The 24,245-nt window shown below is 67.2% G+C and carries 19 protein-coding genes and 1 pseudogene; 16 read left to right on the top strand and 4 right to left on the bottom strand.

The features are described from left to right. Positions 1 to 62 precede the first annotated feature (62 nt). The 6 genes and pseudogenes from sphst_RS02005 to sphst_RS21030 all read left to right on the top strand — a co-directional run. Positions 63 to 911: a shikimate 5-dehydrogenase gene (locus sphst_RS02005; RefSeq protein ID WP_031395683.1), complete on the top strand. Its 849-nt coding sequence runs from the start codon at positions 63 to 65 to the stop codon at positions 909 to 911. 113 nt (positions 912 to 1,024) lie between these two features. Beyond that, on the top strand, positions 1,025 to 2,140 hold the full coding sequence (locus tag sphst_RS02010; RefSeq protein WP_056408916.1) for an extracellular catalytic domain type 1 short-chain-length polyhydroxyalkanoate depolymerase: 1,116 nt from the start codon (positions 1,025 to 1,027) through the stop codon (positions 2,138 to 2,140). A gap of 158 nt (positions 2,141 to 2,298) precedes the next feature. Further along, positions 2,299 to 5,148: a M16 family metallopeptidase gene (locus sphst_RS02015; protein ID WP_107045074.1), complete on the top strand. Its 2,850-nt coding sequence runs from the start codon at positions 2,299 to 2,301 to the stop codon at positions 5,146 to 5,148. A 17-nt stretch (positions 5,149 to 5,165) separates the two neighbouring features. After that, positions 5,166 to 5,465: a hypothetical protein gene (locus tag sphst_RS02020; protein ID WP_031395067.1), complete on the top strand. Its 300-nt coding sequence runs from the start codon at positions 5,166 to 5,168 to the stop codon at positions 5,463 to 5,465. Positions 5,466 to 5,545: 80 nt separating this feature from the next. Beyond that, positions 5,546 to 7,366, top strand: coding sequence for a DUF885 domain-containing protein (locus sphst_RS02025; RefSeq protein WP_031395068.1), 1,821 nt, complete (start codon positions 5,546 to 5,548; stop codon positions 7,364 to 7,366). 145 nt (positions 7,367 to 7,511) lie between these two features. Next, a pseudogene (locus tag sphst_RS21030) lies at positions 7,512 to 8,057 on the top strand (glycosyltransferase family 2 protein); the annotation flags it as partial. A gap of 483 nt (positions 8,058 to 8,540) precedes the next feature. On the opposite strand, the gene sphst_RS02035 reads toward sphst_RS21030, so the two are convergent. From sphst_RS02035 to ykgO, 3 genes are all read right to left on the bottom strand, one after another. Beyond that, the gene (locus sphst_RS02035; protein WP_031439528.1) at positions 8,541 to 9,236 is read right to left on the bottom strand and encodes a murein L,D-transpeptidase catalytic domain family protein; all 696 of its coding nucleotides are present in this window, start codon (positions 9,234 to 9,236) and stop codon (positions 8,541 to 8,543) included. A 287-nt stretch (positions 9,237 to 9,523) separates the two neighbouring features. Continuing rightward, the gene (locus tag sphst_RS02040; RefSeq protein WP_031395070.1) at positions 9,524 to 10,159 is read right to left on the bottom strand and encodes an HAD family hydrolase; all 636 of its coding nucleotides are present in this window, start codon (positions 10,157 to 10,159) and stop codon (positions 9,524 to 9,526) included. Between the two features lie 4 nt (positions 10,160 to 10,163). Then, positions 10,164 to 10,289: a type B 50S ribosomal protein L36 gene (gene ykgO, locus sphst_RS02045; RefSeq protein ID WP_003046794.1), complete on the bottom strand. Its 126-nt coding sequence runs from the start codon at positions 10,287 to 10,289 to the stop codon at positions 10,164 to 10,166. Between the two features lie 157 nt (positions 10,290 to 10,446). On the opposite strand from ykgO, the gene sphst_RS20205 reads away from it, so the two are divergent. The 5 genes from sphst_RS20205 to sphst_RS02070 all read left to right on the top strand — a co-directional run bounded on the left by sphst_RS20205 (position 10,447) and on the right by sphst_RS02070 (position 14,703). After that, on the top strand, positions 10,447 to 11,061 hold the full coding sequence (locus sphst_RS20205) for a hypothetical protein (protein WP_031395071.1): 615 nt from the start codon (positions 10,447 to 10,449) through the stop codon (positions 11,059 to 11,061). Between the two features lie 11 nt (positions 11,062 to 11,072). Then, entirely contained in the window at positions 11,073 to 12,212 is a 1,140-nt protein-coding gene (locus sphst_RS02055; RefSeq protein WP_031395072.1) for a M14 family metallopeptidase, read from the top strand. Positions 12,213 to 12,303: 91 nt separating this feature from the next. Beyond that, a complete protein-coding gene (gene gpmA / locus sphst_RS02060; protein WP_031395073.1) occupies positions 12,304 to 12,990 on the top strand; it encodes a 2,3-diphosphoglycerate-dependent phosphoglycerate mutase in 687 nt (228 codons plus the stop codon). A 178-nt stretch (positions 12,991 to 13,168) separates the two neighbouring features. Next, positions 13,169 to 13,624, top strand: coding sequence for a 5-(carboxyamino)imidazole ribonucleotide mutase (gene purE / locus sphst_RS02065; RefSeq protein ID WP_031395074.1), 456 nt, complete (start codon positions 13,169 to 13,171; stop codon positions 13,622 to 13,624). Between the two features lie 11 nt (positions 13,625 to 13,635). Beyond that, positions 13,636 to 14,703 carry a 5-(carboxyamino)imidazole ribonucleotide synthase gene (locus tag sphst_RS02070; RefSeq protein ID WP_031395075.1) on the top strand — a complete coding sequence of 356 codons (1,068 nt, stop codon included), beginning with the start codon at positions 13,636 to 13,638 and terminating at the stop codon, positions 14,701 to 14,703. Between the two features lie 19 nt (positions 14,704 to 14,722). Here the strand turns inward: sphst_RS02070 and sphst_RS02075 are convergent, their stop codons facing one another. Beyond that, on the bottom strand, positions 14,723 to 17,329 hold the full coding sequence (locus sphst_RS02075) for a glycoside hydrolase family 9 protein (protein WP_081877655.1): 2,607 nt from the start codon (positions 17,327 to 17,329) through the stop codon (positions 14,723 to 14,725). A 226-nt stretch (positions 17,330 to 17,555) separates the two neighbouring features. Here sphst_RS02075 and sphst_RS02080 point away from each other — a divergent pair, with 226 nt between their 5' ends. The 5 genes from sphst_RS02080 to sphst_RS02100 all read left to right on the top strand — a co-directional run bounded on the left by sphst_RS02080 (position 17,556) and on the right by sphst_RS02100 (position 24,235). Next, positions 17,556 to 18,335, top strand: coding sequence for an acetylxylan esterase (locus sphst_RS02080; protein WP_234387262.1), 780 nt, complete (start codon positions 17,556 to 17,558; stop codon positions 18,333 to 18,335). Between the two features lie 43 nt (positions 18,336 to 18,378). After that, positions 18,379 to 19,818, top strand: coding sequence for a family 43 glycosylhydrolase (locus tag sphst_RS02085; RefSeq protein ID WP_043157464.1), 1,440 nt, complete (start codon positions 18,379 to 18,381; stop codon positions 19,816 to 19,818). 167 nt (positions 19,819 to 19,985) lie between these two features. Beyond that, positions 19,986 to 21,554 carry an alpha-N-arabinofuranosidase gene (locus tag sphst_RS02090; RefSeq protein ID WP_031395079.1) on the top strand — a complete coding sequence of 523 codons (1,569 nt, stop codon included), beginning with the start codon at positions 19,986 to 19,988 and terminating at the stop codon, positions 21,552 to 21,554. A 51-nt stretch (positions 21,555 to 21,605) separates the two neighbouring features. Then, positions 21,606 to 22,673 carry an alpha/beta hydrolase gene (locus sphst_RS02095; protein ID WP_031395080.1) on the top strand — a complete coding sequence of 356 codons (1,068 nt, stop codon included), beginning with the start codon at positions 21,606 to 21,608 and terminating at the stop codon, positions 22,671 to 22,673. Then, positions 22,670 to 24,235, top strand: coding sequence for a glycoside hydrolase family 43 protein (locus sphst_RS02100; protein WP_031395081.1), 1,566 nt, complete (start codon positions 22,670 to 22,672; stop codon positions 24,233 to 24,235). The genes sphst_RS02095 and sphst_RS02100 overlap by 4 nt, the downstream gene beginning before the upstream one ends. The last annotated feature ends 10 nt before the right edge of the window (positions 24,236 to 24,245 follow it).

The following is a 24,245-nucleotide window of genomic DNA, read 5'->3' on the forward strand; positions in this document are numbered from 1 at the left end:
CGGCGCTTGTTCCGCCGCGCTTGTATCTCGACCCCGGCGGATCGCCGTCCTATTTTATGGTGATGACCCAACAGACCTCAGCCCCGGAACCCGCTCGTCCGCTGATCGGGCGCGATACACGCCTGTGCATGTCCTTGTCCGCGCGACCGGGCAATTTCGGGACCCGGTTCCATAATCGGCTCTATGCGCTGACCGGGCTCGACTATGTCTACAAGGCGTTCTCGACCCGCGACCTGGAGGGCGCGGTACGCGGTATCCGGGCGCTCGACATCCGCGGCTGCGCGATCTCGATGCCGTTCAAGGAGGCGGTGATCGCGCTGCTCGATGGACTCGCGCCCTCGGCTGCGGCGATCGACAGCGTCAACACGATCGTGAACGACGATGGCGTGCTGACCGGGCACAACACGGATTATGCCGCGGTCGCCGCGCTGATCGCGGATATCGACCCGGCAACGCGGTTCGTGCTGCGCGGGTCGGGCGGGATGGCGAAGGCGGTCGCCGCGGCGTTGCGCGACACGGGCTTTCGCCACGGCGTGATCGTCGCGCGCAACGAACTCGCCGGGCGTGCGCTCGCCGATCTCTATGGCTTCGCATGGGCCGCGGATCTTCACACCGAAGAGCAGGCGGACCTGCTGATCAACGTCACGCCGATGGGGATGACCGGTACCGATGCGGATGCGCTCGCCTTTCCGCCGGCGATGATCACGACAAGCGCCATTGCGTTCGACGTCGTGCAATATCCCCCGGAAACGCCGTTCCTGCGCGCCGCAGCAGCGGCGGGGAAACGCTGCATCACCGGCACCGAGGTCGCGATCCTTCAGGCGCTCGAGCAGTTCGTGCTCTACACCGGCGTCCGCCCGACCGACGCGCAGGTCGCCGACGCCGCCGCCTTCGCGCGGGCGCACGGCTGAGCTCCGGCGGCGATTTACCCTTGTGATCGGGCAGGGGCGGCACGAGATATGCTGCACTGCACCATTCACGGGGCCGGGCGTCAAGGCGTCGGGCGCGCATGACGGGACGATCGATGGCCAGGCTTTCGGAAACACTCGCGCAACTGGCGCAGGCGCAACGCGCCGCGGCGGCGCGCTTCGCCGAGCAGCCGGAGGGCGAGGACTCGCGCCTGCGCCCGCTCGAATCATTCGGCGCGAATCCCGGCGCGTTGCGCGCGTTGACCTATGTCCCCGACGCGACGTCCGACCGGCGGATGCCGCTGATCGTCGTTCTCCATGGCTGCACGCAAACCGCCACGGGGTATGACCGGGGGGCAGGCTGGTCCGATCTTGCCGACCGGCACGGGTTCGCCGTGCTCTATCCCGAGCAGCAGCGCGCGAATAACGGCAATCTCTGCTTCAACTGGTTCGACGCCGAGGACATTCGCCGCGGTGGCGGTGAGGCGCAGTCGATCCGGTCGATGATCGCCACGATGGTTCGTGACGTCGCGATCGATCCCGACCGCATCTATGTGACGGGATTGTCGGCCGGCGGCGCGATGGCTGGCGTGATGCTCGCCACCTATCCCGAGCTGTTCGCTGCCGGGGCGATCATCGCAGGTCTTCCCTATGGCACCGCGACTTCGATGTCGCAGGCGCTCGACCGGATGCGCGGGCGGGGCCTGCCCGCCGATTCCGCGCTGGCCGCACTGGTCGACGGCGCGGCGCCGGCCGGCGGACGCGTGCCGCGCGTCTCGGTCTGGCACGGCGATGTCGATGCGACCGTGGTGCCCGCCAATGCCGATGCGATCGTCGCACAGTGGCGCGGCGTGCACGGGCTCGCCTACGCACCCGACGAGGTCGAACAGGTCGAAGGCCATGCCCATCGCCTCTGGCGTGACGCACAGGGCCGTGCCGCGGTCGAGGAGTATCGGATCCGCGGGCTGGGTCACGGCACACCGCTGGCCACGACGGGCGCCGACGGTCTCGGCCAGCCGGGTCCGCACATGCTGGAGGCGGGGATCTCGTCGACGTTGCACAGCGCCGCGTTCTTCGGGCTGATCGAGCGCCCATCGGCGCGCGCGGCGGCAACCCGCGCGAAGCCGAAGCCCGCATCGCCCCGTCCGCATCCATGGAGTCACAGTCCGGGCCGATCGCAGGTCGGCGACATGATCAACGGTGCGCTCCGCGCTGCGGGGCTGCTGCGCTAGCCACGGGAGCGGATCCGGCGATGGTGCGGGCGGCCGGCGCAGGTCGTGGCGCCAAGGATCGATCGAGATCCGCGCCAACCGCGAAGGCGGCAGCTTGCGGGGCGGCAATCCACTGTTATACCTTGGTATAACAGTCGTCGTATTCCGGGGAAAAATCCATGTCGTTGAAGCTCTTGGCCCTAGCTGGCGTCGCCACCGCCGCGCTTGTCGCGCCGGTTGGCGCGCAGGTCGCAAAGCCGGCGCCGGTCGCCACGCTCGTCACCTCGGTCGATATTCCCTATCAGCAGTTCACGCTGAAGAACGGGTTGCGCGTAATTGTGCACACCGATCGCAAGGCGCCGGTCGTGGCGGTGTCGGTCTGGTATGATGTCGGGTCGAAGCACGAGCCGCAGGGCCGCACGGGCTTTGCGCATCTTTTCGAGCATCTGATGTTCAACGGCAGCGAGAATGCGCCGGGCGATTTCTTCGCGCCGCTGAAGGAGGTCGGGGCGACCGACTTCAACGGCACGACCTCGTTCGACCGGACCAATTATTTCGAGACGGTCCCCGCCGCCGCGCTCGAGCGCGCGCTGTTCCTCGAGAGCGACCGGATGGGGCATCTGACCGGCGCGATCACGCAGGGCGTGCTCGACGAGCAGCGCGGCGTCGTCCAGAACGAGAAGCGCCAGGGCGACAACCAGCCTTACGGCCTGGTCCAGTACAAACTGTTCGGCGGGCTGTTCCCTGCGGACACGCCCTATGGCCACACCCCGATCGGGTCGATGGCGGATCTCGACCGCGCCAGCCTTGCCGATGTGAAGGACTGGTTCCGCTCGCATTACGGCCCCAACAATGCGGTGCTGGTGCTCGCGGGCGATGTCGATGCGGCGACCGCAAAGCCGCTGGTCGAGAAATATTTCGGCGATATCAAGACGGGCCCCAAGTCGGTCCTGCCGACCGTCACCGTGCCGACGCTCACCGCACCGGTGAACGAGGTGATGAAGGACCGCGTCGCCGCGGTCATGATCAGCAAGAACTGGGCGGTGCCGGGGATGCTCGATCCCGATGCCGCGGCGCTCGACGTCGGTGGTACGGTGCTGGGCGGGCTCGCCTCGTCGCGGCTCGACAATGCGCTGGTCCGCAAGGAGAAGCTCGCGGTCAACGTGTCCGCCGGCTATAGCGACATGGCGCAGATCGGCATGTTCACGATCCGCGCGATCGTGCGGCCGGGCGTCGATCCCGCGGTCGTGTCGAAGCGGCTCGACGAGATCCTTGCCGACTTCCTGAAGACCGGACCGACCGCGGATGAGATCCAGCGCGTCCAGACGCAGGCGGTCGCTGGACGAATCCGCGGCTATGAATCGGTCGGCGGGTTCGGCGGCAAGGCGGTCGCGCTGGCGGGCGGCGCGCTCTATGCGAACGACCCGGGCCACTACAAGAAGGAGCTGGCGGCTATCGCGGCGCAGACGCCGGCGAGCGTCAAGGCCGCCGCGACGCGCTGGCTGACACGCCCCGCCTATACGCTGACCGTCGTCGACGGCGAGCGCGACAAATATGAGGAGGCGGTCGTACCGCCTGCGGTCGCGGTGAAGCCCGCGGCCGAGACGCCGGTCAAGGGCACGCGCGCGGGCGGCATCCCCGCGGTCGGCAAACTGACCGGACTCGCCTTCCCTGCGGTCGAGCGCGCGCGGCTGTCGAACGGGATCGAGCTTGTCTATGCGCGGCGCGATGCGGTGCCGATCACGCAGGCGGTGCTGAGCTTCGACGCGGGCTATGCCGCCGATGTCGCGGACAAGCTCGGCACGCAGCAGCTGACGCTGAGCGTGATGGACGAGGGGACGCGAACGCTCGACGGGATCGCACTGGCCGAGGCGCGCGAGCGGCTGGGCGCATCGATCGGGACGGGCACCTCGCTCGACCGGACGACGCTGTCGATGAGCGTGCCGAGCGCGAACCTGACGCCCGCGGTCGCGCTGTTCGCGGATATCGCGCGCAATCCGGCCTTCGCCGACGAGGAGGTCGGCCGGGTCCGCAACCAGCAGCTGGCCGGCATCCAGCAGGAACTGACCAGCCCGCAGGGCCTGGGCAACCGCGTGATCGGCAAGCTGATCAACGGCGATACCCCTTACGGCAAGGCGATGGGTGGCGGTGATCCGAAGGCGGTCGCCGCACTGACGCGCGCCGACCTGGTCGCGTTCCAGCAGGCGTGGCTGCGCCCCGACAAGGCGAAGATCTTCGTCGTCAGCGACCGCCCGCTCGCCGAGGTCAGGGCGGTGCTCGACCGCGGGTTTGGCGACTGGACGTCGCAGGGGCCGGCGGGGGTCAAGAGCTTCCCGACGACGCGCACGCCGCTGACACCGAAGATCGTGCTGGTCGACCGGCCCAACAGCCCGCAGTCGCTGATTCTCGCGGGCCAGCGGACCGGGTTGAAGGGCAGCGACGACATGCTCGTGTTCAACACCGCGAACGATGCGCTGGGCGGCAGCTTCCTCAGCCGGATCAACATGGACCTGCGCGAGGAGAAGCACTGGTCCTATGGCGCAGGCGGGCGGTTCCAGACGGCCGCGTTCGATGCGCCCTATGGCATTTCGGCCGGGGTGCAGGCGGACAAGACCGGCCCGTCGATCACCGCGCTGCAACAGGACGTGACGCAGTTCGTGACGACCAAGCCGATGACCCAGACCGAATTCGGGCTGGCGATCGACGGCGGGATTCGCGCGTTGCCGGGCAGCTTCGAGACGTCGGGCGCGGTGCTCGGCGCGATGCAGCAGAATGATTTGTTGAAGCGCCCCGACGATTATTACGCGACGATCACGCGACGCTACGGCGCGCTGACCTTGCCGCAGCTGAACACCGCGATCGCGGGCGTCATCGACGTGAAGAAATTTACGTGGGTGGTCGTCGGCGATGCCAAGACGGTCAAGCCGCAGCTTGACAGCCTGGGGTTGCCGGTCGAGGTCGTGAGCGCGGCTTCGGTCGCGGGGCTGCCGGTGGTTCCGGTGACGCCGCTTGCGGCCAAGGCCAAGTAATCGAAGGAGAGAATAGCATGGCAAATGTCGATGGCAGCTGGGATTGCGTCGTGAAGTCGCCGCTCGGCGATCAGAAGATGACGCTGACCGTGAACAGTGCGGACACCAGCTTTTCGGGCGCGGTGTCGGGTGCGATGGGCGGCATGGATGTGACCGGCGAGGTCGATGGCGACACGCTGAGCTGGAAGCAGGCGATGACCGTGCCGATGCCGATGACGCTAGAATGCAAGGCGACCGTCGATGGCGACACGATGACCGGCACCGTCGGTGCAGGCGCGTTCGGCAGCTTCCCGCTGTCGGGAACGCGCACCGCTTGATCGCCTCTGGCATCATGACGTGACGAAGAACGGCCCGTCTTCCCGGTGGAAGGCGGGCCGTTTGCATTTCGGAGAGTGGGATGAGTTTGAAGATCCATCGCCGTGCGGTGCTCGCCGGCACGATGCTGGGCGGTGCGGCATCGCTGGTACCGGTACTCGCGCAGGCGGCAGAGACGCCCGCGACGCCGCTGTCGCGGCTGTTCGACCAGCTCGTCCAGGCGCAGTTGCGGCGCAGTCCCGAGAGTGCGACCTCGCTCGGGCTCGATACCGGCGCCAACGCCGATCTGCGCGCGAAGCTGTCGGACCCGTCGGCGGCAGGAATCGCCGCGGCGAAGGTGCAGACCAGGGCCGAGCTGGCGCAGCTTGCAGCGATCGACCGCGCTGGGCTGTCGCCGGCGGAGCGGATCGACCTCGACTGCGTGGTCTATACGCGGCGGTCGGCGGCGGCGGTGCAGGCGTTCGATTTCGGCGGCACGTCCTATGGCCCCAGCCCCTATGTCGTGTCGCAGCTGTCGGGTGCGTATCAGTCGGTGCCCGATTTCCTCGACACCAAGCACCGGATCGAGACGAAGGGCGACGCCGACGCCTATCTGCAGCGGCTCCAGGCGTTTGCCGGACAGATTGACGCGAACACCGCGCGCATGCAGCATGACGCGGGCGTCGGCGTGGTCGCCCCCGACTTCATCCTCGACCTCGCGCTCGACCAGATGACCAAGACGCGCCAGCCCGCAAGCGAGGCGCTGGTCGTGCAGAGTCTCGTCCGGCGCGCGGCGGCCAAGGGGCTGGGCGAAAGCTATGGCCGCGATGCCGCGCGGATCTATGACGCGGCGGTGCTGCCCGCGCTCGACCGGCAGATTGCCGCGACCCGCGACCTCCGCCGGGCGGCCACGCATGATGCCGGCGTGTGGAAGCTGAAGGAGGGCGCCGCCTTTTATCCCGCCGCGTTGCACGCAACGACGACGACCAATTTGTCACCCGACGAGGTGCACAGGTTCGGGCTCGACCAGGCGAAGATGCTGTCGGCGCAGCTCGATACGCTGTTGCGCAAACAGGGGTACAGCAAGGGGAGCATCGGTGCGCGGATGGCGGCGCTCTACAAGAATCCCGACCAGCTCTATCCCAACACCGATGCGGGCAAGCGCGAGGCGATCGCCTATTGCAACGACCGGCTCGCGGCGATCCGCGCGAAACTGCCAAGCGTGTTCGAGCGGATGCCGCCTTACGGGTTCGAAGTGCGGCGCGTGCCTGCGCAGACCGAAGCCGGTGCCGCCGCGGCGTTCGCACAACCACCGGCGATCGATGGCTCGCGCCCGGGGCTGGTCTATTTCAACCTGAAGGACAGCGCCGACTGGCCCAAATTCTGCCTCGCGACGACGGTCTATCACGAGGGTCTGCCGGGGCATCAGATGGAGAGCGGGCTTGCGCTGTCGAACACGCGGCTGCCGCTGATCCGCAAGATGACGAGTTTTTCGGGCTATGGCGAGGGCTGGGCGCTTTACGCCGAACAGCTCGCGGACGAGATCGGTATGTATGACGACGATCCGCTCGGGCGGCTCGGCTATCTGAAGTTCCAGCTGTTCCGCGCGAACCGCTGTGTCGTCGATACGGGCATCCATCACCTGCGCTGGACCCGCGAACAGGCGATCCGCCATTTCATCGACGCGGAAGGCGAGGCGGAGGGCTTCGCGACGCGCGAGGTCGAGCGCTATTGCGTCAATCCCGGGCAGGCGGCGAGCTACAAGCTTGGCCATTCGGTGTTCGTCGATATCCGCGAGCGCGCCAAGGCGAAGATGGGCAATGCGTTCGACCTCAAGGCCTATCATGCGGCGGTGCTCGCTTATGGTCGCGTGCCGCTCGATATGCTGCGCGAGATCGGCGATGCCTGGATCGCGAAGGGCTGAGCGAAGGGCGCGCTGAGCGGGGGCCGCGTAACTCTACGTAATCGCCCGTTAAAGCCTGACCGTGCAAGGGGAGGGGGATGCCGAGTGCTCCCCCTCGATGACGCGTGCCGTCCGCCCCAGGCCCGATCCGGTCATCAGCGTCGTCATGCCGGTGTATAATGGCGCAGCCTTGTTGCCCGCCACGCTCGACAGCCTCGCCGCGCAGTCTTTCACCGATTTCGAGGTGATCGTCGTCGACGACTGCTCGACCGACGCGACCCGCGCCTGCGTTGCGGGCTGGTCCGATCCGCGCGTCAGGCTGGTGGCGATGCCGGTCAATGGCGGCCCCGTGCTGGCGCGCAACGCCGGGGTCGCTGCAGCGCGAGGCCGCTATATCGCCGCGCTTGATGCCGATGATCTCTGTCGCCCCGACCGCTTCGCCCGCCAGGTCGCGTATCTGGAGGCGAACCCTGCGACCGTGCTGCTCGGGACGGCGGCGGACCTGCTGATCGACGGCGACATCAGGCCTTCCGACCATGCCGCGATCACCACGCCCATGCTCATCGACTGGCTGACAGGAATCGAGAACCCGCTGATCTGGTCATCGGTCATGATCCGGGCCGACGCGGCGCGGCGGCTCGATCCGTTCATGCGGCCCGAGCGGCTCTATGCGGAGGATTTCGACCTGTATCAGCGGATCCGCCGGTTTGGCGCGATCGCACGCCTCGACGAGCCGCTGATGGTGTACCGCGTGCACGCGGGCAGGGTCTCGAAACGGTTTACCGAGCGGATGGAGACCGTGGCCGCGGCGATTCTGGCCGAGCGGCATGCGGATCTGTTCGGCGAACAGGTGGACCGGATCGCAGCGCTGATCGTGGCGCACATCCTGGCACGGCGCCCGGTGCCTGATCTCGCGGCGTTGACGGCGCTAGGCTCCGCATTGGGGGCGATCCAGGCCGAGTTTCTCGCGCGGCATCGCTGTTCCGGGGCTGATTGCCGGCTGATCCGGTGGGAAACCGCGCGGCGCTGGCGCGGTGTCGGGCGGGCCGGCCTGCGCGCGGGGACTTTGGGGGTCGCCGACCTTCTTGCCGCACGGCCGGCGCATCTCGGGCTTGGCTATGCCGGGCTGCCCGCGCTGTTATGGTCCGGGGCGATCGGCGGCGTACGCCGCGCGATTCGCCAACCGGCGCGCGCCTTAGACCTTCGCGGCGAAGATCATCCGGCCCTGACCCAGGCGTGCAAACACCTGATCGAGATCCTTCTCGCCGACCGCGAAGCAGCCCTGGCTGCGGCCGAGCATGCCGTGCGACGCGATCATGTCCTTGTTCGCATACCAGGCCGAATGGACGACGATCGCCCGACCGAGTGCGTTGTTGTTGGTGCGATCGAGCCCGATCAGCCGCTGCGACCGACCATGTTTGCCGACATAATAATCGTCGGTCACGAAGGCGCCTTCCGACGACGCATTCGAGCCGAACGCGTTCGAGAAACGCTCGAGATAGCCGGTATGCGCCGGGTCCGAACCGCTGCCGTGCGACACGAGCAGCGACGTGCTGCGGCCGCTGGCGAGGTCGACGAAGTGGAACCGCGGCTGCGACGACGACGCGGTGAAGTCGGCGATCGCGATCCGGTCATGATGCGGGATCCGGCTGCCGTTGCGACCCAGCGCGGCCATCGCCTGGCGCAGCAATTCAGGGCGCACGACGCGCGACGACGAAATCGGCATCGCCGGCGAACGCGGCAATGGTGGCTGAGTCATCGGCTTCAAATCGCGTGCCGTAAGACGTTGCGTTGCAGATACCGCACTCGGAACTGCAAGTGCACCGGCCAATACAAGACCGTTCTTTAGAATGGCACGACGATCTCGCCGTGCGCCCTGTTCATCGTACATCGAAATTCCCGAAAAACCCCAATCCCGTGACCCTCTCTATAGCGTAGAAATGATGAACATTCCTCAACCATTTCCACCAGTTGTCGTGATGTTCCTTCTGTCCGCCCCGGGAAGGAGGCGGTTCGTCGTAGGCGTGTGCGAGGCGAGGTGACTCTCCGGCTGGCCAGCGGCGTCGGAGCGGGTTGCCATATCAGGCGACACGATCGGTCCTGACGTGGCACATCCGATGCGCGGTCTTCGGGCGCTTCTATGGGAAGTACGGGCGCGCATCGTCGTGCGCGCACGGTTCAGCGCGGGGGCGTTTCGCCCGTAGCGGCAATTGGCAGGCCGAGTTCGACGAGTCGCGAGCGGAAGCTGGCGGCATCGGTAAAGAGCACCGATTCGATCCCGAGCGCGCGTGCGGCGGCGATATTGGCCGAATTGTCGTCGACGAACACCGTCTCGTCCGCACGCACACCGAACCGATCGAGCGCGAGCCGATAGATGGCGGGGTCGGGCTTCACGATCTTCTCGTCGCCCGACACGACGATGTCGCGGAAGCGGTCGAACATCGCCGATTCGCGCGCGCGAAACGGCGGCCAGAATTCGTGGCTGAAATTCGTGATCGCGAACAGCGGTACGTCGGCTGCGTCGAGATCGCGGACGAGTTCGTGCATCCCCGAAATCGCCGGGCCGATACTCTCGTTGAAGCGCGGGCCCCAGACGGCGATCAGGTCGGCATGCTGCGGATGCAACGCGGCCAGCTCCGCCGAGGTGTCGGCGAAGTCGCGGCCAGCATCATGCTGGAAATGCCAGTCGATCGTGACGACATCGCGCAGGAACGCGTCGAGCGCCCGATCGTCATCGATCAGGCGCTCGTACAGGATCCGGGGATCCCAATCGTACAGGACACGACCGACGTCAAAAATGACGCTGGTCTTCAGGGGTTTAGCCCTGGCGTGCCTTGAAGCGACGGTTGGTCTTGTTGATGACGTAGGTACGGCCACGACGACGGATCACGCGGTTATCGCGGTGACGATCCTTGAGCGACTTCAGGGAATTGCGGATCTTCATGATCGATTCGCTTCTTTTCAAATCTAGGTGTGCGGAAAGACGGGATCGCCTAATGGCGGGGTGTGTCCAAGTCAAGCAACAGACGCACTCGTTCCGGCCGGGAACCCTCCCGGCTGGTCCAAGCGTTACTGTAGCGCAACATTCTAAGGAAGTCCCGATGGCGGTTCGTTCGATCATGGTTCTCGCGCTGGCGGGCGCATCCCTCACGGCCTGCGCGACCGGTCCGTCGCTGCCGCCGACCGAGGTCTTGCGCTATCACCTCGGCGAACCGCTCGACCGCGGCACGATCGCGGTCCAGCCGCTGACTGCGGGCGCACCGGCGAGCCTCGAGTTCAAGAGCTATGCCGCCGCCGTGCAGGGCCAGCTGATCAAGGTCGGGTACAACCCGCCCGCGCCGGGTGCCAAGCCGATGCTGATCGCGACCGTCGCCTTTACGCGCACCACGCAGGCAGGGCCGCCCAAGCGGTCGCCGTTCAGCGTCGGGATCGGCGGCGGTGGCTTCAGCGGCGGCCGGGGCGGCGGCGGTGTGGGGCTTGGCGGCGGGGTCGGCTTTCCGATTGGTGGGGGCGGCCGCGACGCAATCCTGGTCACCGAGATGGCGGTGACGATCAAGCGGTCGCTCGACCAGTCGCCGGTCTGGGAGGGGCGGGCGCAGACCTTCGCCGACGCCAGGAAGCCCGATGCGACGAGCCAGATCCAAGCCGAAAAGCTCGCCAGCGCGCTGTTCGCGGGGTTCCCCGGCGAGTCCGGTCGCACTATCCAGGTGAAATGAACGATCGCCCGATGACCGCCGCCGCCGCCACCACCCCTCTCGCCATCAACGCCGCCTTCGATGGCGGCAATATCCGCCTCGTGCGGGTCGATGGCGACCGGATCGACCTGGAAATCGTCAAGGACCGCGACTCCGACTATTTCCAGTGGTTCTACTTCCGCGTGGCGGGGGCGGCAGGCCGGACGCTGACCTACCGGATCCTCAATGCCGGTAGTTCGGCCTATCCGTTCGGCTGGCCCGGCTACAAGGCGCGGGCGAGCACCGATCGGCAGGCGTGGCGGATGATCGAAACCCGCTACGCCGATGGCGTGCTCGAATTCGATTTCACCGCCGATACCGACCTCGCCTGGTTCGCCTATTTCGCGCCGTACACGATGGAGATGCATGCGGCGCTGGTCGCGCGGACCGCCCTGCTGCCGGGCGTCACGCACCGCGAGCTTGGCCAGTCGCTCGACGGGCAGGCGATCGATGCCTTCACGATCGGCACCGGGCCCAAGCAGGTGTGGATCTATGGCCGCCAGCATCCCGGCGAATCGATGGCCGAATGGTGGATGGAGGGCGCGCTGGAGCGGCTGACCGATTCCGCCGATCCGGTTACCGCGACGCTTTTGGAAAAGGCGACGTTCCACGTCGTGCCGAACATGAACCCCGACGGCACGTACCGCGGGCATCTGCGCACCAATGCGGCCGGCGTGAACCTCAACCGCGAATGGGCGACGCCGAGCGCGGAAAGGAGCCCCGAGGTGCTGTGCGTCCGCAACGCGATGGACGCGACCGGCGTCGACGTCGCGATGGACATTCATGGCGACGAGGCGATCCCGGCGAACTTCATCGCGGGCTATGAGGGCATCCCGTCCTGGACGGATGCGCATGGCGAGAAATTCTACGACTATGGCCGCCGTCTCGCGGCGCACACACCCGACTTCCAGACCGACAAGGGCTATCCCAAGTCCGCGCCCGGCACCGCCAACCTGTCGATGTCGACCAACCAGCTTGCCGAGCGCTTTGGCGCGGTGTCGATGACGCTCGAGATGCCGTTCAAGGATCACGACGCGAATCCCGATGCCGAATATGGCTGGTCGCCGGAACGGTCGAAGCAGCTTGCGCACGCGATGCTCGAGACGCTCGCGGATGTAATCGACGCGATCTGATCCCTAACCGTCAACCTGACTTTCGTCAGGATGACGGTTAGGGGGCGATCGCCGCATTTCCATTTCGTCCCTCGCCATTGCAGGAGCCCGCATGCCCAAACTCGTCCTGATCCGCCACGGCCAGTCCAGCTGGAACCTCGAAAACCGTTTCACCGGCTGGTGGGACGTCGACATGACTGCCAAGGGCGAGGCCGAGGCCAAGGCGGCAGGCGAGCTGATGGCGGCCAAGGGTCTCGATTTCGACCAGACCTTTGCCAGCCTGCAGACGCGCGCGATCAAGACGCTGAACATCGCGCTCGAGGCGATGGGGCGGCTGTGGCTGCCGGTCGAGAAGGACTGGCGGCTGAACGAGCGGCATTATGGCGGGCTCACCGGGCTCGACAAGGCCGAGACCGCGGCCAAGCATGGCGACGCGCAGGTCCATATCTGGCGCCGCAGCTTCGACGTGCCGCCGCCCCCGCTCGAGGATGGCAGCGAGTTCGACCTGTCGAAGGACCGGCGTTACGACGGTATCACCATTCCGAAGGCCGAGAGCCTGAAGGACACGATCGATCGCGTGCTGCCCTATTGGGACGCGCGGATCGCGCCTGCGCTCAAGGACGGGCAGCGCGTGCTGATCTCGGCGCATGGCAATTCGCTGCGCGCACTGGTCAAGCACCTGTCCAACATCCCGGACGACGAGATCACGAGCCTCGAGATCCCGACGGGTCAGCCGATCGTGTACGAGCTGGACGCGGACCTGAATGCGACCGATCGTTACTATCTGAGCGAGCGCTGAGGCACGCAAAGCCGTCATCCTGACGAAAGTCAGGATCCAGAGCCCAAAGGGCCGCGTGCTCGTGGCTCTGGATCCTGGGTCTAGCCCAGGATGACGGGGAGTTGCCCTAGCCCGTGCCCATCGCTAGGCACGGCGCTCCTTGGATCTGGGGGCCACCGTGGCATTAGTCGGCATCATCATGGGCAGCACCTCCGACTGGGAGACGATGCGCCACACCGCCGAGACGCTCGATGCGCTCGGTGTCGCGTACGAGACCAGGGTCGTGTCCGCGCATCGTACGCCGCAGCGGCTTTACGACTATGCGACCACCGCCGCCGATCGGGGCCTGAAGGTCGTGATCGCGGGCGCGGGCGGTGCGGCGCATCTGCCCGGCATGGCGGCCGCGATGACGCACCTGCCGGTACTCGGCGTGCCGGTCGAATCCAAGGCGCTGAAGGGCATGGATAGCCTGCTGTCGATCGTCCAGATGCCGGGCGGTATTCCGGTGGGCACGCTGGCGATCGGCAAGCCGGGTGCGATCAACGCGGGGCTGCTCGCCGCGGCGATCCTCGCGACCGCCGACGACGCGCTGGCCGAGCGGCTGAAAGCCTGGCGCGCCGCGCAGACCGATTCCGTCGCCACCGACCCAGCCTGAAAGACGCCGACATGACGCCGCTTCCCCCCGGATCGACCATCGGCATCCTTGGCGGAGGTCAGCTCGGCCGGATGCTCGCGACCGCCGCAGCGCAGCTCGGCTATCACACGCATGTGCTCGCCCCCGACCAGGAAAGCGTCGCCGCGCAGTCCGCCTCGACGATGACGCGCGCCGATTATCACAACCGCATCGTGCTCGCCGATTTCGCCGACGCCTGCGACGTGGTGACCTATGAATTCGAGAATATCGCGGTCGAGCCGGTCGAATGGCTCGCCGACCGTGTGCCCGTGCATCCAAGCCCGCGCGCCTTGCGGGTCGCACAGGAGCGGATCGGCGAGAAGCGCTTCGTCGAGAGCGTCGGTGGCCGGCCCGCGAAATGGGCGGCGGTCGACAGCCTTGCGAGCCTGCGCGAGGGACTAGCGCGGGTCGGGACGCCTGCGGTGCTCAAGACCGCGCGGTTCGGCTATGACGGCAAGGGGCAGGTGAAGATCGACGCGCCCGAGGGTGCACAGGACGCCTGGGATGCGATCGGTGGCCCCGCGGTGCTCGAGGCGTTCGTGCCGTTCGAGCATGAATTCTCGATCCTGATTGCGCGCGGGCTGGATGGCAGCATCGTCCGCTACGCGCCGCCGCTCAACCTCCACCGTGATGCGATCCTGCGGCACTCTACCGTGCCCGCGCCCGCCGCCGTGCTGGCGCAGGCGGACGAGGCGGCGGCGCTTGCCGAGCGGATCGCAACCGAGCTCGACTATGTCGGCGTGCTGGCCTGCGAATTCTTCGTCGGCGCGGACGGGCCGGTGTTCAACGAGATGGCGCCGCGGGTGCATAATTCGGGGCACTGGACGATCGAGGGCGCCGAATGCTCGCAGTTCGAGAACCATATCCGCGCGATCTGCGGCCTGCCGCTCGGCGCGCCGACGCTGACCGGGCGCGGGGCGACGATGGAGAATCTGATCGGCAGCGACGCGGATCGCTGGCGGGATCTGCTCGCCGAACCGGGCGCGCATCTCCACCTCTACGGCAAAGGGACGGCGCGGCCCGGCCGCAAGATGGGTCACGTCACGCGGGTGCGGCGCTAGGCGCGGCACCCGCTGCGCGTCACTTCGCCGGAGGCTTGCCCGCGAGATTCTGAACCGCGTGCGCGAGTTCGATCCACATTGCGCCCTCGGGGATGACATATTCGTTTTCGCCCCAGAAGAACGGCCAGTCCTCGTGATTTTCGGGAAAATCGGGCTTCACGATCAGGACGCCCGGCACCACGCCGCCAACGATGAACGAGAAGTCGGCGCGGTTGTTACCGTAAGCGACCTCCTTGGATCGTGTCCCGACGCCCGACACGAACGAGATGTCCGAACCGGGGTGATGCCCCAACAGGAACTCCGCACCGCGGAACACCGGATCGGCGGGCATGATGTCGGGAAACGCCTTGTGCAGCGCATAGGCGTTCAGCGCACCGGCGATCACCGTGCCGCTTCCGGCCCAGCCGCCCGTCGTGATCGGCACGCCGAACGGGTTTGCCGCGGCCGCCTTGACCGTCGCGGCCGCATAGGCGCGGACCGCGGGGATCATGCCCTCGCGATAGCTTTGCGGCATGAGCGGGATCGCGGCGACGGCGTCGCGCAGGTTGAACGCGAAGCGCCGCTCCATCGCCGGCCATAGCGTCTGGACCGCGGTGGCGTAGCGCGGGTCACGGGTCGTGCGCAGCAACTCGACAGCGGCGGCGAACCGCTCCGAGTCGAGCGGGCCACCGGTGGTGTTGCCATGCTGGTACAGGTCGGGCGCATGAGTCTGCTCCTCCGCCCAGATGCGCGTCGCGATTCCCAGCGCCGTCTTCGCCAATGCCGGATCGGCCTCGCCAAGTGAGCGCGATGCGGCGGCAAGCGCGGCGATCGAACCATAATTGAGCGCCGACGCCTTGGTCGTGAAGGCCCAGCGATCATCGGGGGTGCCGCTGCGGCCACCGCGTTCCTCGCCGAGCTTCAGCGCCGGATCGTGGATCAGTCCGTCGGTCTTGGTCGATGCGTCGCCGAGATGCGTATATTGCGCGACGTCGGGCTCGACGATGCCGTGGATCGCATGACCGACCGCATCGAACTGGGCAACCAGCTGCAGCGTGCCGTGGCGGATCTGCTGGAGCAGATCGGGCGTGCCGTCGGGGACGTGGATCTCGGTCCGGCGACGGGTCCAGTCGACCGCGGTGGTGTCGCGCGTCGGGCGCCATTGCTCCCAGGTGTCGACCAGCGACCGGACGACCTGATATTGCGACTGGGTACGGATGTCGAAATCGCCCGCGTCGAACCAGCCGCCGACCGCAAGACCGGGGATATGCTCCCCCGGCTTGTACTTCGTGTCGGTGGTCGGCCCCTGCGCATAAAGGTCGATATGCTCGTGGTTCAGCGGCGCCTGGCGCGCATCGTCGCGGTGCGCGTCGCCATGCCAGACGCGATAGCCCTCGTTCACGTACATGTGATCCATCGCGACGGGGAAGTAGACGTCGAGCGTCGGATGCCATGCGCCCGCATAGACGTCGTCGGCGATGCGGAACGGCGCGGTGCGCGTCGCGCCATATTCGAGCATGTAGAGCCCGGGCTGGCGGACGTCACTGAAATCGAGCTGGCGATAGCTGTAGCGCAGATAATCGCCCCAGCGGGTCGCCGGTGCGGTCTTGACCGTTGTCGTGCTGCCATCGGCACCGACCCGCAGCAGGCGCGCGGGTGCCGTCGTGCGATCGTTGCGGTCGAGCTCGATCGTCGCGACCTTGCGTGCGCCGGGGGCATAGCCGAGCTGCGAATGCGCGATCACGGGCGCGCGCAGCCAGCCCGGCACGCTGTTCGGCTGGACCTCCCATTCGAGCACGGTCCCGGTTCGCCCGGCGGGGAGGAGCGAGCGGAGCACGAACCAGCCATTCTGCGCCTGGTTACGACCGTCGAACAGCTGCACCGGCGCGCTCGAGCGGATCGTCACGCGGCGGGCGGGATCCTCGGGCGCGAGGACGAAGCGGGTGCCCTGCGCGATGGCGTTCGGCTCTGCGCCAGGCCCCTCGGCGCGACCGCTCGCCGCATTGCGCTGTGGCGTCGCGGTCATCGTGTCGGCGGGGTGCAGCGGGAAGACGCCGCTGCGATCGTCGGCGATATAGCCGTGGTGGAAATAGGCGGCGGGGAGGAATTCGAGGTTGAATCCTGCCTTGCCCGCGAGCGCCGCGGGAACGGGCGTGTCGAGGATGACCGCCAGCGCGACGGCCGCGCCCTTGGTCGAGGAGCGGATCCGGTATCGCCAGTTATAATCGGGATATTCGAGCGTGACGGTGACGGTGCCGGCCGCGCGATCGACCTGCCGGTCGACGAAACGGGCGGTCGCATCCCATTGCCCCGGCGTGGCGGACAGGCGCACATCGCCATTGGTCGCGATCCGTTCGCCCTGCTGGATGATCTCGACGCCGCTGATCTTCGAATCGGCGAACAGCCCGTCATACCAGTTCGAGAAGACCAGCACGTTGACGGCCGGCGCCTCGTAATAGCCCGCCTCGCCAAGCGTCGGTGCGGCCGCAGCCGGGCGCGCGGCCCGACTTGTGCGGGCAGGGAATATGCGTGGTCGTGCGGTGGCATCCTGTGGGGCTGCGGTGTCGCGCGGCAGTGCACGCGCCACGGCTGGCGTCGCGGTCGAAACCAGTGTCCCCAGCAGGCAAAACCAAGCTGTTCCCGTCATATACCCTCTCCCAAGTCCCGGTATCGCCGATTGCTGATCGGTCAATCTTACTCAGACTATAGCGCTAACTTTCGGCGGCGCTACCATGTGATCAGGACTTGGAATGCCAGCCGATACGCGGCTGGACATGATAGCGGTATCGACTTACGTTCGCGCCTTACGAGCAGGGCAGGCATCGGGCGAAGGCGTCGGTGGATCGACCCGATGCCGTGGCGGAGGGAGAGAGATGACGGGGCTCATCATCGATCGGCGTCGCGCACCGCGGGGATCGCTTATGCACTGGGCATGCGTGCCGTTGCTGGCAGGCCTGTCGCCCGGCACGGCGGCGGAGCCCTTGGCGAGGCCAGGTCCGGACTCAATCGCCGCCGTGGCGGATCCCCAGACTGCGGCCAGATCGATACCGCCCGCGCTGGCGCCCTATTTCACGGCGGTGTCGGACGCGGCGACGACGCCCGACCGCGACGGCTTTCTGCGCCGCTGGTTGTTGCTCGAACCGATCGCGAAACCCAATCGTACGAACACCGGCTTTACCGCCACTTATGTCCGGCAGGCCTTGACCGCATCCCTGCCAGGGTCGCCAACCGCAATCCCGAGGGACGGGCAGGTCGAGACGGGTGCCGCGCCACTGCGCTGGCATGCGCTTGATTCGAAGGCGTTCGACGTCAAGCTGTTCGACTTCGCCAAGGCACTGGGGGCGCCGACCTGTGGCGTGATATTCTGGGCGGTGACGATCGTCGACAGCCCCCGCGAGCAGCGCAACGTCCGCCTGGCGGTCGGTTCGAACGCGGCATCGATCTGGTGGCTGAACGGCACCGAGGCGGTCGGGCTGTTCAACGACCGTCGCATGGTGATGGACGACGTGCTCTCGGCTCGCCTGACGCTGCGCAAGGGACGCAACGTCATCCGCGGCGCGGTGATCAACGGCCCCGGGCTGAGCAGCTTCTGCGTCCGCTTCGTCGACGAAGCCGGCCGCCCGATCACCGATCTGACGACCCATGTTCGATAGCCACCGTCGCGATACCGCGGTTCGGCAACAGGGAGGGACCCGGATGCGGTGCGGACTGATCGCGGTGTGCCTGGGGTTTGCGGGCGCAGCGCCCGCTGCCGGGCAATTGGCGGGCGAACCCTTCATCCACGATCCCTCGACCGTCACCCTGTCGGACGGGAAATACTACACGTTCGGCACCCGCGGCGGCGGGCTGGTGTCCGACGACGGCTGGACCTGGCGTGGCGGACCCGAGCGGCCGGGTGGCGGCGTGGCGCCCGACGTCATTCGGATCGGCGACCGCTATTACGTCGCCTATGCGGTCGGCGGCGGGGGCATGGGGGGCGGCCATGCCAGCCAGGTCAAGATGATGTGGACGCTGTCGCTCGATCCGGCATCGCCGCGCTTCAAGTTCCACGACATCGGCGTCGTCGCGTCGAGCGACGGTGTCGAGACCGCGGATGCAATCGATCCTGCGTTTCTCTACGCCGAGGGCCGGTTGTGGCTGACCTACGGCACCTATTTCGGCCCGATCCGGATGATCGAACTCGACCCGAAGACGGGACTGCGCATGGTGGGCAACGTGCCCGTCGACGTGGCGATCGACATGGAGGCCACCGCGATGCTGTATCGCGACGGCTATTATTATCTGCTGGGGACGCACGGCACGTGCTGCGACGGACCCAATTCGACCTATCACATCCGTGCCGGCCGGGCGCGCAGCCCGCTTGGCCCCTATCTCGACCATATGGGGATCCCGCTGCTGCGGGGTGGCGGCAAGATGGTCGTCAGCGCGCGCGGTCGTCGCATCGGACCGGGGCATTTCGGACGGATCGCGCTCGCCGGCGGGGTCGAGAAACTGTCGCTGCATTATGAAGCCGACATGGATCGCAGCGGCCGGAGTGTCCTTGCGATCGAACCCCTGCGGTGGACGGACGGCTGGCCGGTCGTGGGCGAGACGGTGGCGCCGGGCACCTATGAGATCGCCTCCGAGCGCAGCGGCTATGCCCTGAGTCTGGCGACCGATATCGTCCGCATTCCGTTCGACGTCCGCCGCAGTTTCATGGCCGCCGCGACCGATCCGGTCGGGCCGATCCCCGACCAGACGCTGGCACAGGATGCTGCCGACTGGCCACGCGGGCGGATCCGGGTGGATCTGGCGGACTATCTGGTGCGGCCGCATCAGTTGTGGACGATTACGCCGGTGCCCGCGGCGGGGGGCTATTTCGGCGCCCCCTATTACCGGATCGCGATCGCAGGCACGTCGCGCATGCTCGCCGCCACCCCGAACGGGGAGGTCGAGACGATCACCGCCGCCACCGCAGGCGCCGAGCCCCTATGGCAGATCGATCAGCTCACCGACGGCAGTTACCGGATCAAACCGAAGGTCGTGCCCGGGGACGGGCGGGATCTCGCGCTGGTCGCGATCGGTGCGAGCACGCCGACCCTTGCGGCATTCGATCCGGCAAGCCCGGCGGGACGGTGGACGTTCAAGCGACCCTGACACGGCCATCGGTCACCAACCGCGGTTGACGGACGCGTAGAGTCGACTACTCCTACTATTAACTTCAAAAGACGGGGCCTCGCCAAGGGGCCGAAAGGGAGAGCATGAACCGGATCAGTCCTCGCCTCGCACGGTCGTGCGCCATCCGCCCTCGTAGCATGGGACGCATGACCGCAGCGTCGTTGCTCGCGCCGCTGATCCTTGCGGGCACGGCGCTGTCCGGCGGCGCCGCAGCGCAGACCCTGTCGGCGGAGACGGCCAGTGCGACATTGCAGGCCGACAAGCCCGGCCCACAGATCCACCGCGACGTGTTCGGGCAGTTCGCCGAGCATCTCGGTCATGGCATCTATGGCGGCATCTGGGTCGGCAAGACCTCGCGGATTCCCAATGACGGCGGCTACCGGCGCGACGTGCTCGCGGCGATGAAGGCGATCAACGTACCGATGGTGCGCTGGCCCGGCGGCTGTTTTGCGGACGAATATCACTGGCGTGACGGGATCGGCGCGACCAAGGCGCGGCCGACCAAGGTCAATACCAACTGGGGCGGCGTCAACGAGGATAACAGTTTCGGCACGCACGAATATTTCGGGCTGATGGACCGGCTGGGCGGCAGCACCTATGTCTCGGCTAATGTCGGCAGCGCACCGCCCGCCGAGACCGCGCAATGGGTCGAATACATGACCGCGCCGCAGGGTACCACCGTGCTGGCCAAGGAGCGCGAGCGCAACGGCCACGCCGCGCCGTGGAAGATCCAGTATCTCGGCATCGGCAACGAACTATGGGGCTGTGGTGGCAACATGCGTGCGGAATATGCCGCCGACCTGACCAACCGCTATGCCCAGTTCGCCAAGTCCGCGAATGGTCCGATGCTCAAGATCGCGAGCGGCCCGAGCGATTCGAATTATGAATGGACCGAGGCGATGATGCGCATCGCCGGCAAGAATATCGACGGGCTCGCGCTGCATTATTACACGCGTCCGCGCGACAAGGACTGGGCCGACAAGGGGCCGGCGCTGGGCTTTGCCGAGCGCGAATGGGCAAGCACCATGGCGCACACGCTGCAGATGGAGGAGTTCATCGCCAAGCATTCGGCGATCATGGACAAATATGATCCCGCCAAGCGCGTGATGCTCGCGGTCGACGAATGGGGGACATGGTATGACCCGACGCCGGGCAGCAATCCGGGCTTTCTCGAGCAGCAGAATTCGGTGCGCGATGCCGTCGTCGCGGGGCTCAACATCAACATCTTCGCGCGCCATGCCGACCGGGTGAAGATGGCGGCGATCGCGCAGATGGTGAACGTGCTGCAGGCGATGCTGCTGACCGACGGCGCCCGGATGGTGAAGACGCCGACCTATTGGGTGTTCGACCTGTACAAGCCGTGGCAGGGCGCGACGTCGTTGCCGATCACGCTGACCTCGCCCTGGTATCACAAGGACGAGGTGGCGGTGCCCGCGGTCAGCGCGTCCGCGGTGCGTGACGCGGCGGGGCAGGTGCATGTCGCGCTGGTCAACCTCGACCCCAATCGGGCGATGCCGGTCTCGGTCGCGATGACGGGGTTGCAGGCGACCCAGGCGAGCGGCCGGATCGTCACCGGTCCGACGATGGACGCGCATAACAGCTTCGATTCGCCGGATGCGGTGACCCCGCAGCCCTTTGCCAATGCCCGGATCGCGGGTGGGACGCTCAGCGTGACCGTCCCGGCAAAGTCGGTGCTGGTGCTCGATCTGCGCTGACCGGCCGGCCGGGCATGACGTGTTCGGCGGCGATGATGGATGGGGGATGCGATGCGGAACCGGTGTGGAGCATGGCTGCTGGGCGCGGCGCTGGGGCTGGCATCGATCGGGAGTGCGGGCGCGCAGGTGAAGACCCCGGCGCCCGCGGTCGTGCCGGGGGCGAAGGCCGTCACGGTCGAGCGCATCACCGTTCATTCCCCCGCCATCACCGGCAATCTGGAGGGGAATAGTCCCGACCGGGCGGTTATCGTCATCCTCCCGCCCGGCTACCGGACCAGTCCGGGCAAGCGCTATCCCGTGGTCTATGCGCTGCACGGCTATTCGATCGGCGTTGAGCAATGGATCGGCGAGATCCATGTGCCGCAGACCATCGAGGGGGCGTTCGCCAAGGGTGTCCGCGAAATGATCGTCGTGCTGCCCGACAGCAAGACGGTGCATAACGGCTCCTTCTATTCGCGGTCGGTGACGGTGGGCGATTTCGAGCGCTTCGTCGCGCACGATCTGGTCGGCTATGTCGACACGCATTACCGGACGATCGCGGATCGTCGCAGTCGCGGCCTCGCGGGGCATTCGATGGGCGGTTATGGCACCGCGCGGATCGGAATGAAGCATGCCGACATTTTCGGCGCGCTCTACATGATGAGCCCCTGCTGCCTGTCGACACGCGCGCTGGGCACCCCCGACGCCGCGGTCGAGGCGACGATCCGGGCGCTGAAGTCGCCCAACGACGGCGCGACGTTGCCTTGGGGCGTGCGGGCGCAGCTCGCGACCGCCGCTGCCTGGTCGCCCAATCCCAACGCCCCGCCGCTCTATCTCGACCTGCCCGTCAAGGACGGCCAGGCCCAGCCCGACGTGACCGCGCGCTGGGCCGCCAACGCCCCGCTCGCCATGCTCGACCAATATGCCGGTGACCTGCGCCGCTATGCCGCGATCGGGATCGACGTGGGCGACCGCGACGGCCTGAAGGACGACGCGGTCAAGTTTCACGAAGCGCTCGACCGCTACGGTATCGCCAACGCCTTCGCGATCTATCCGGGCGATCATACCAGTGGCGTTGCCGGACGTGTGCAGGACCAGATGATGCCGTTCTTCGCGCGCGCGCTGGCGTTCGGCAAATGAAGGCGGGATCGGCGTTCGCCGCGGGCCTGCTCCTCGCGACCGCGGCCTCGGCGCAGGTCTGGCGGTCGGATCAGGGCGATGGCAGCTATCGCAACCCAGTGCTCTATGCGGACTATCCGGATCCCGACATCATCCGCGTCGGTCGCGACTATTATTTCGCGTCGACGACCTTTGCGAACACGCCGGGGATCACGATCCTGCACAGTCGCGACCTGGTGAACTGGACGATCACGTCGCATCTGGTGGCGCGTCTCGAGGGTCGGCCGCAATATGACCTGGTCGGCGGCAACGCCTATCGCAAGGGGCTCTACGCCTCGAGCCTGCGCTATCACGCGGGCACCTATTATCTGGCGAACACGCCGGTCGGGCAGAATACGCGGATCTGGTATGCCCGGGATGTGCGCGGCCCGTGGCGCTACCACGAGCTCGATCGCCAGGCGTTCGATCCCGGCCTGTTCATCGAGCCCGACGGCCGCGCCTATCTCGCGACTGCGAGCACCGCCGACGGGACGATCACGCTGCTGACGCTCGACCGCGCGCTGGCGCACGTCACGGCATCGCGCAAGGTCCATTATATTAAGGGGGCCGAAGGGTCGAAGCTGCTGCGGCGTGGCGACTATTACTATTTGTTCAACGCGCTGCCGCCGCGGCTCGCACTCTCCGTGTCGCGGTCGCGCAGCCTGTTCGGGCCATGGGAAACACGCGACCAGATCGACGACACGACCGGCGGGCATCAGGGCGCGCTGGTCGATCTGCCGGACGGACGCTGGTTCGGGTTCGTGATGGAGGATAGCGGCGCGATCGGGCGGATGACCAATATGAGCCCGGTCTTCTGGCGCGACGACTGGCCGATCTGGGGGACTCCCGCCGCGCCGGGCCGCGTGCCGCGTCAGGCGGCCAAGCCGGTCGCGGGCCATCGTTTTGCCGAGCCCGCGACGTCGGACGATTTCGACGGGCGGCGGCTCGGGCTGCAATGGCAGTGGAACCATAATCCCGAACCGGAACGCTGGTCGCTTGCCGCACGCCCCGGCTGGCTGCGATTGCGCCCGACCGTGGCGGAACGCTTCTGGTCCGCGCGCAACACGCTGACGCAAAAGGGGCAGGGGCCCGCGAGCCGCGGCGAGGTGAAGCTGGATATCGGCCATCTGGCGCCCGGCGATCGCTGCGGTTTCGGCACGCTGGGACAGATCAGCGCGAACCTGACCGTGACGCGCGACGCGAACCGCCGGGCACGGGTCGCGATGGAAGTGACGACCGACCGGGTCGAGGGCGCGCAGACCGAAACGCGTGCCACCACCGACCTGCCGCAGGGTAATACACTGTGGCTGCGCACCGACATGGATTTCACGACGAGCCGGGGCCGGGTCGCCTATAGCGCGGACGGTGTTCGCTGGACCGGGCTCGGCGGTGACTTCCCGCTCGCCTTCGCATGGCAGACGGGCACGTTCCAAGGTGAGCAGTTCGCGCTGTTCTGCTACGCGCCCGCCCGCAGCGAGGGCTGGATCGACATCGACAGCTTCCGCCTTTCGCGACTGACACCGTCGGGCGGCGCGCCACGATAGGCGAAGGCCG

Source organism: Sphingomonas sp. STIS6.2, assembly GCF_000732685.2.
GTDB classification, from domain to species: domain Bacteria; phylum Pseudomonadota; class Alphaproteobacteria; order Sphingomonadales; family Sphingomonadaceae; genus Sphingomonas; species Sphingomonas aerolata.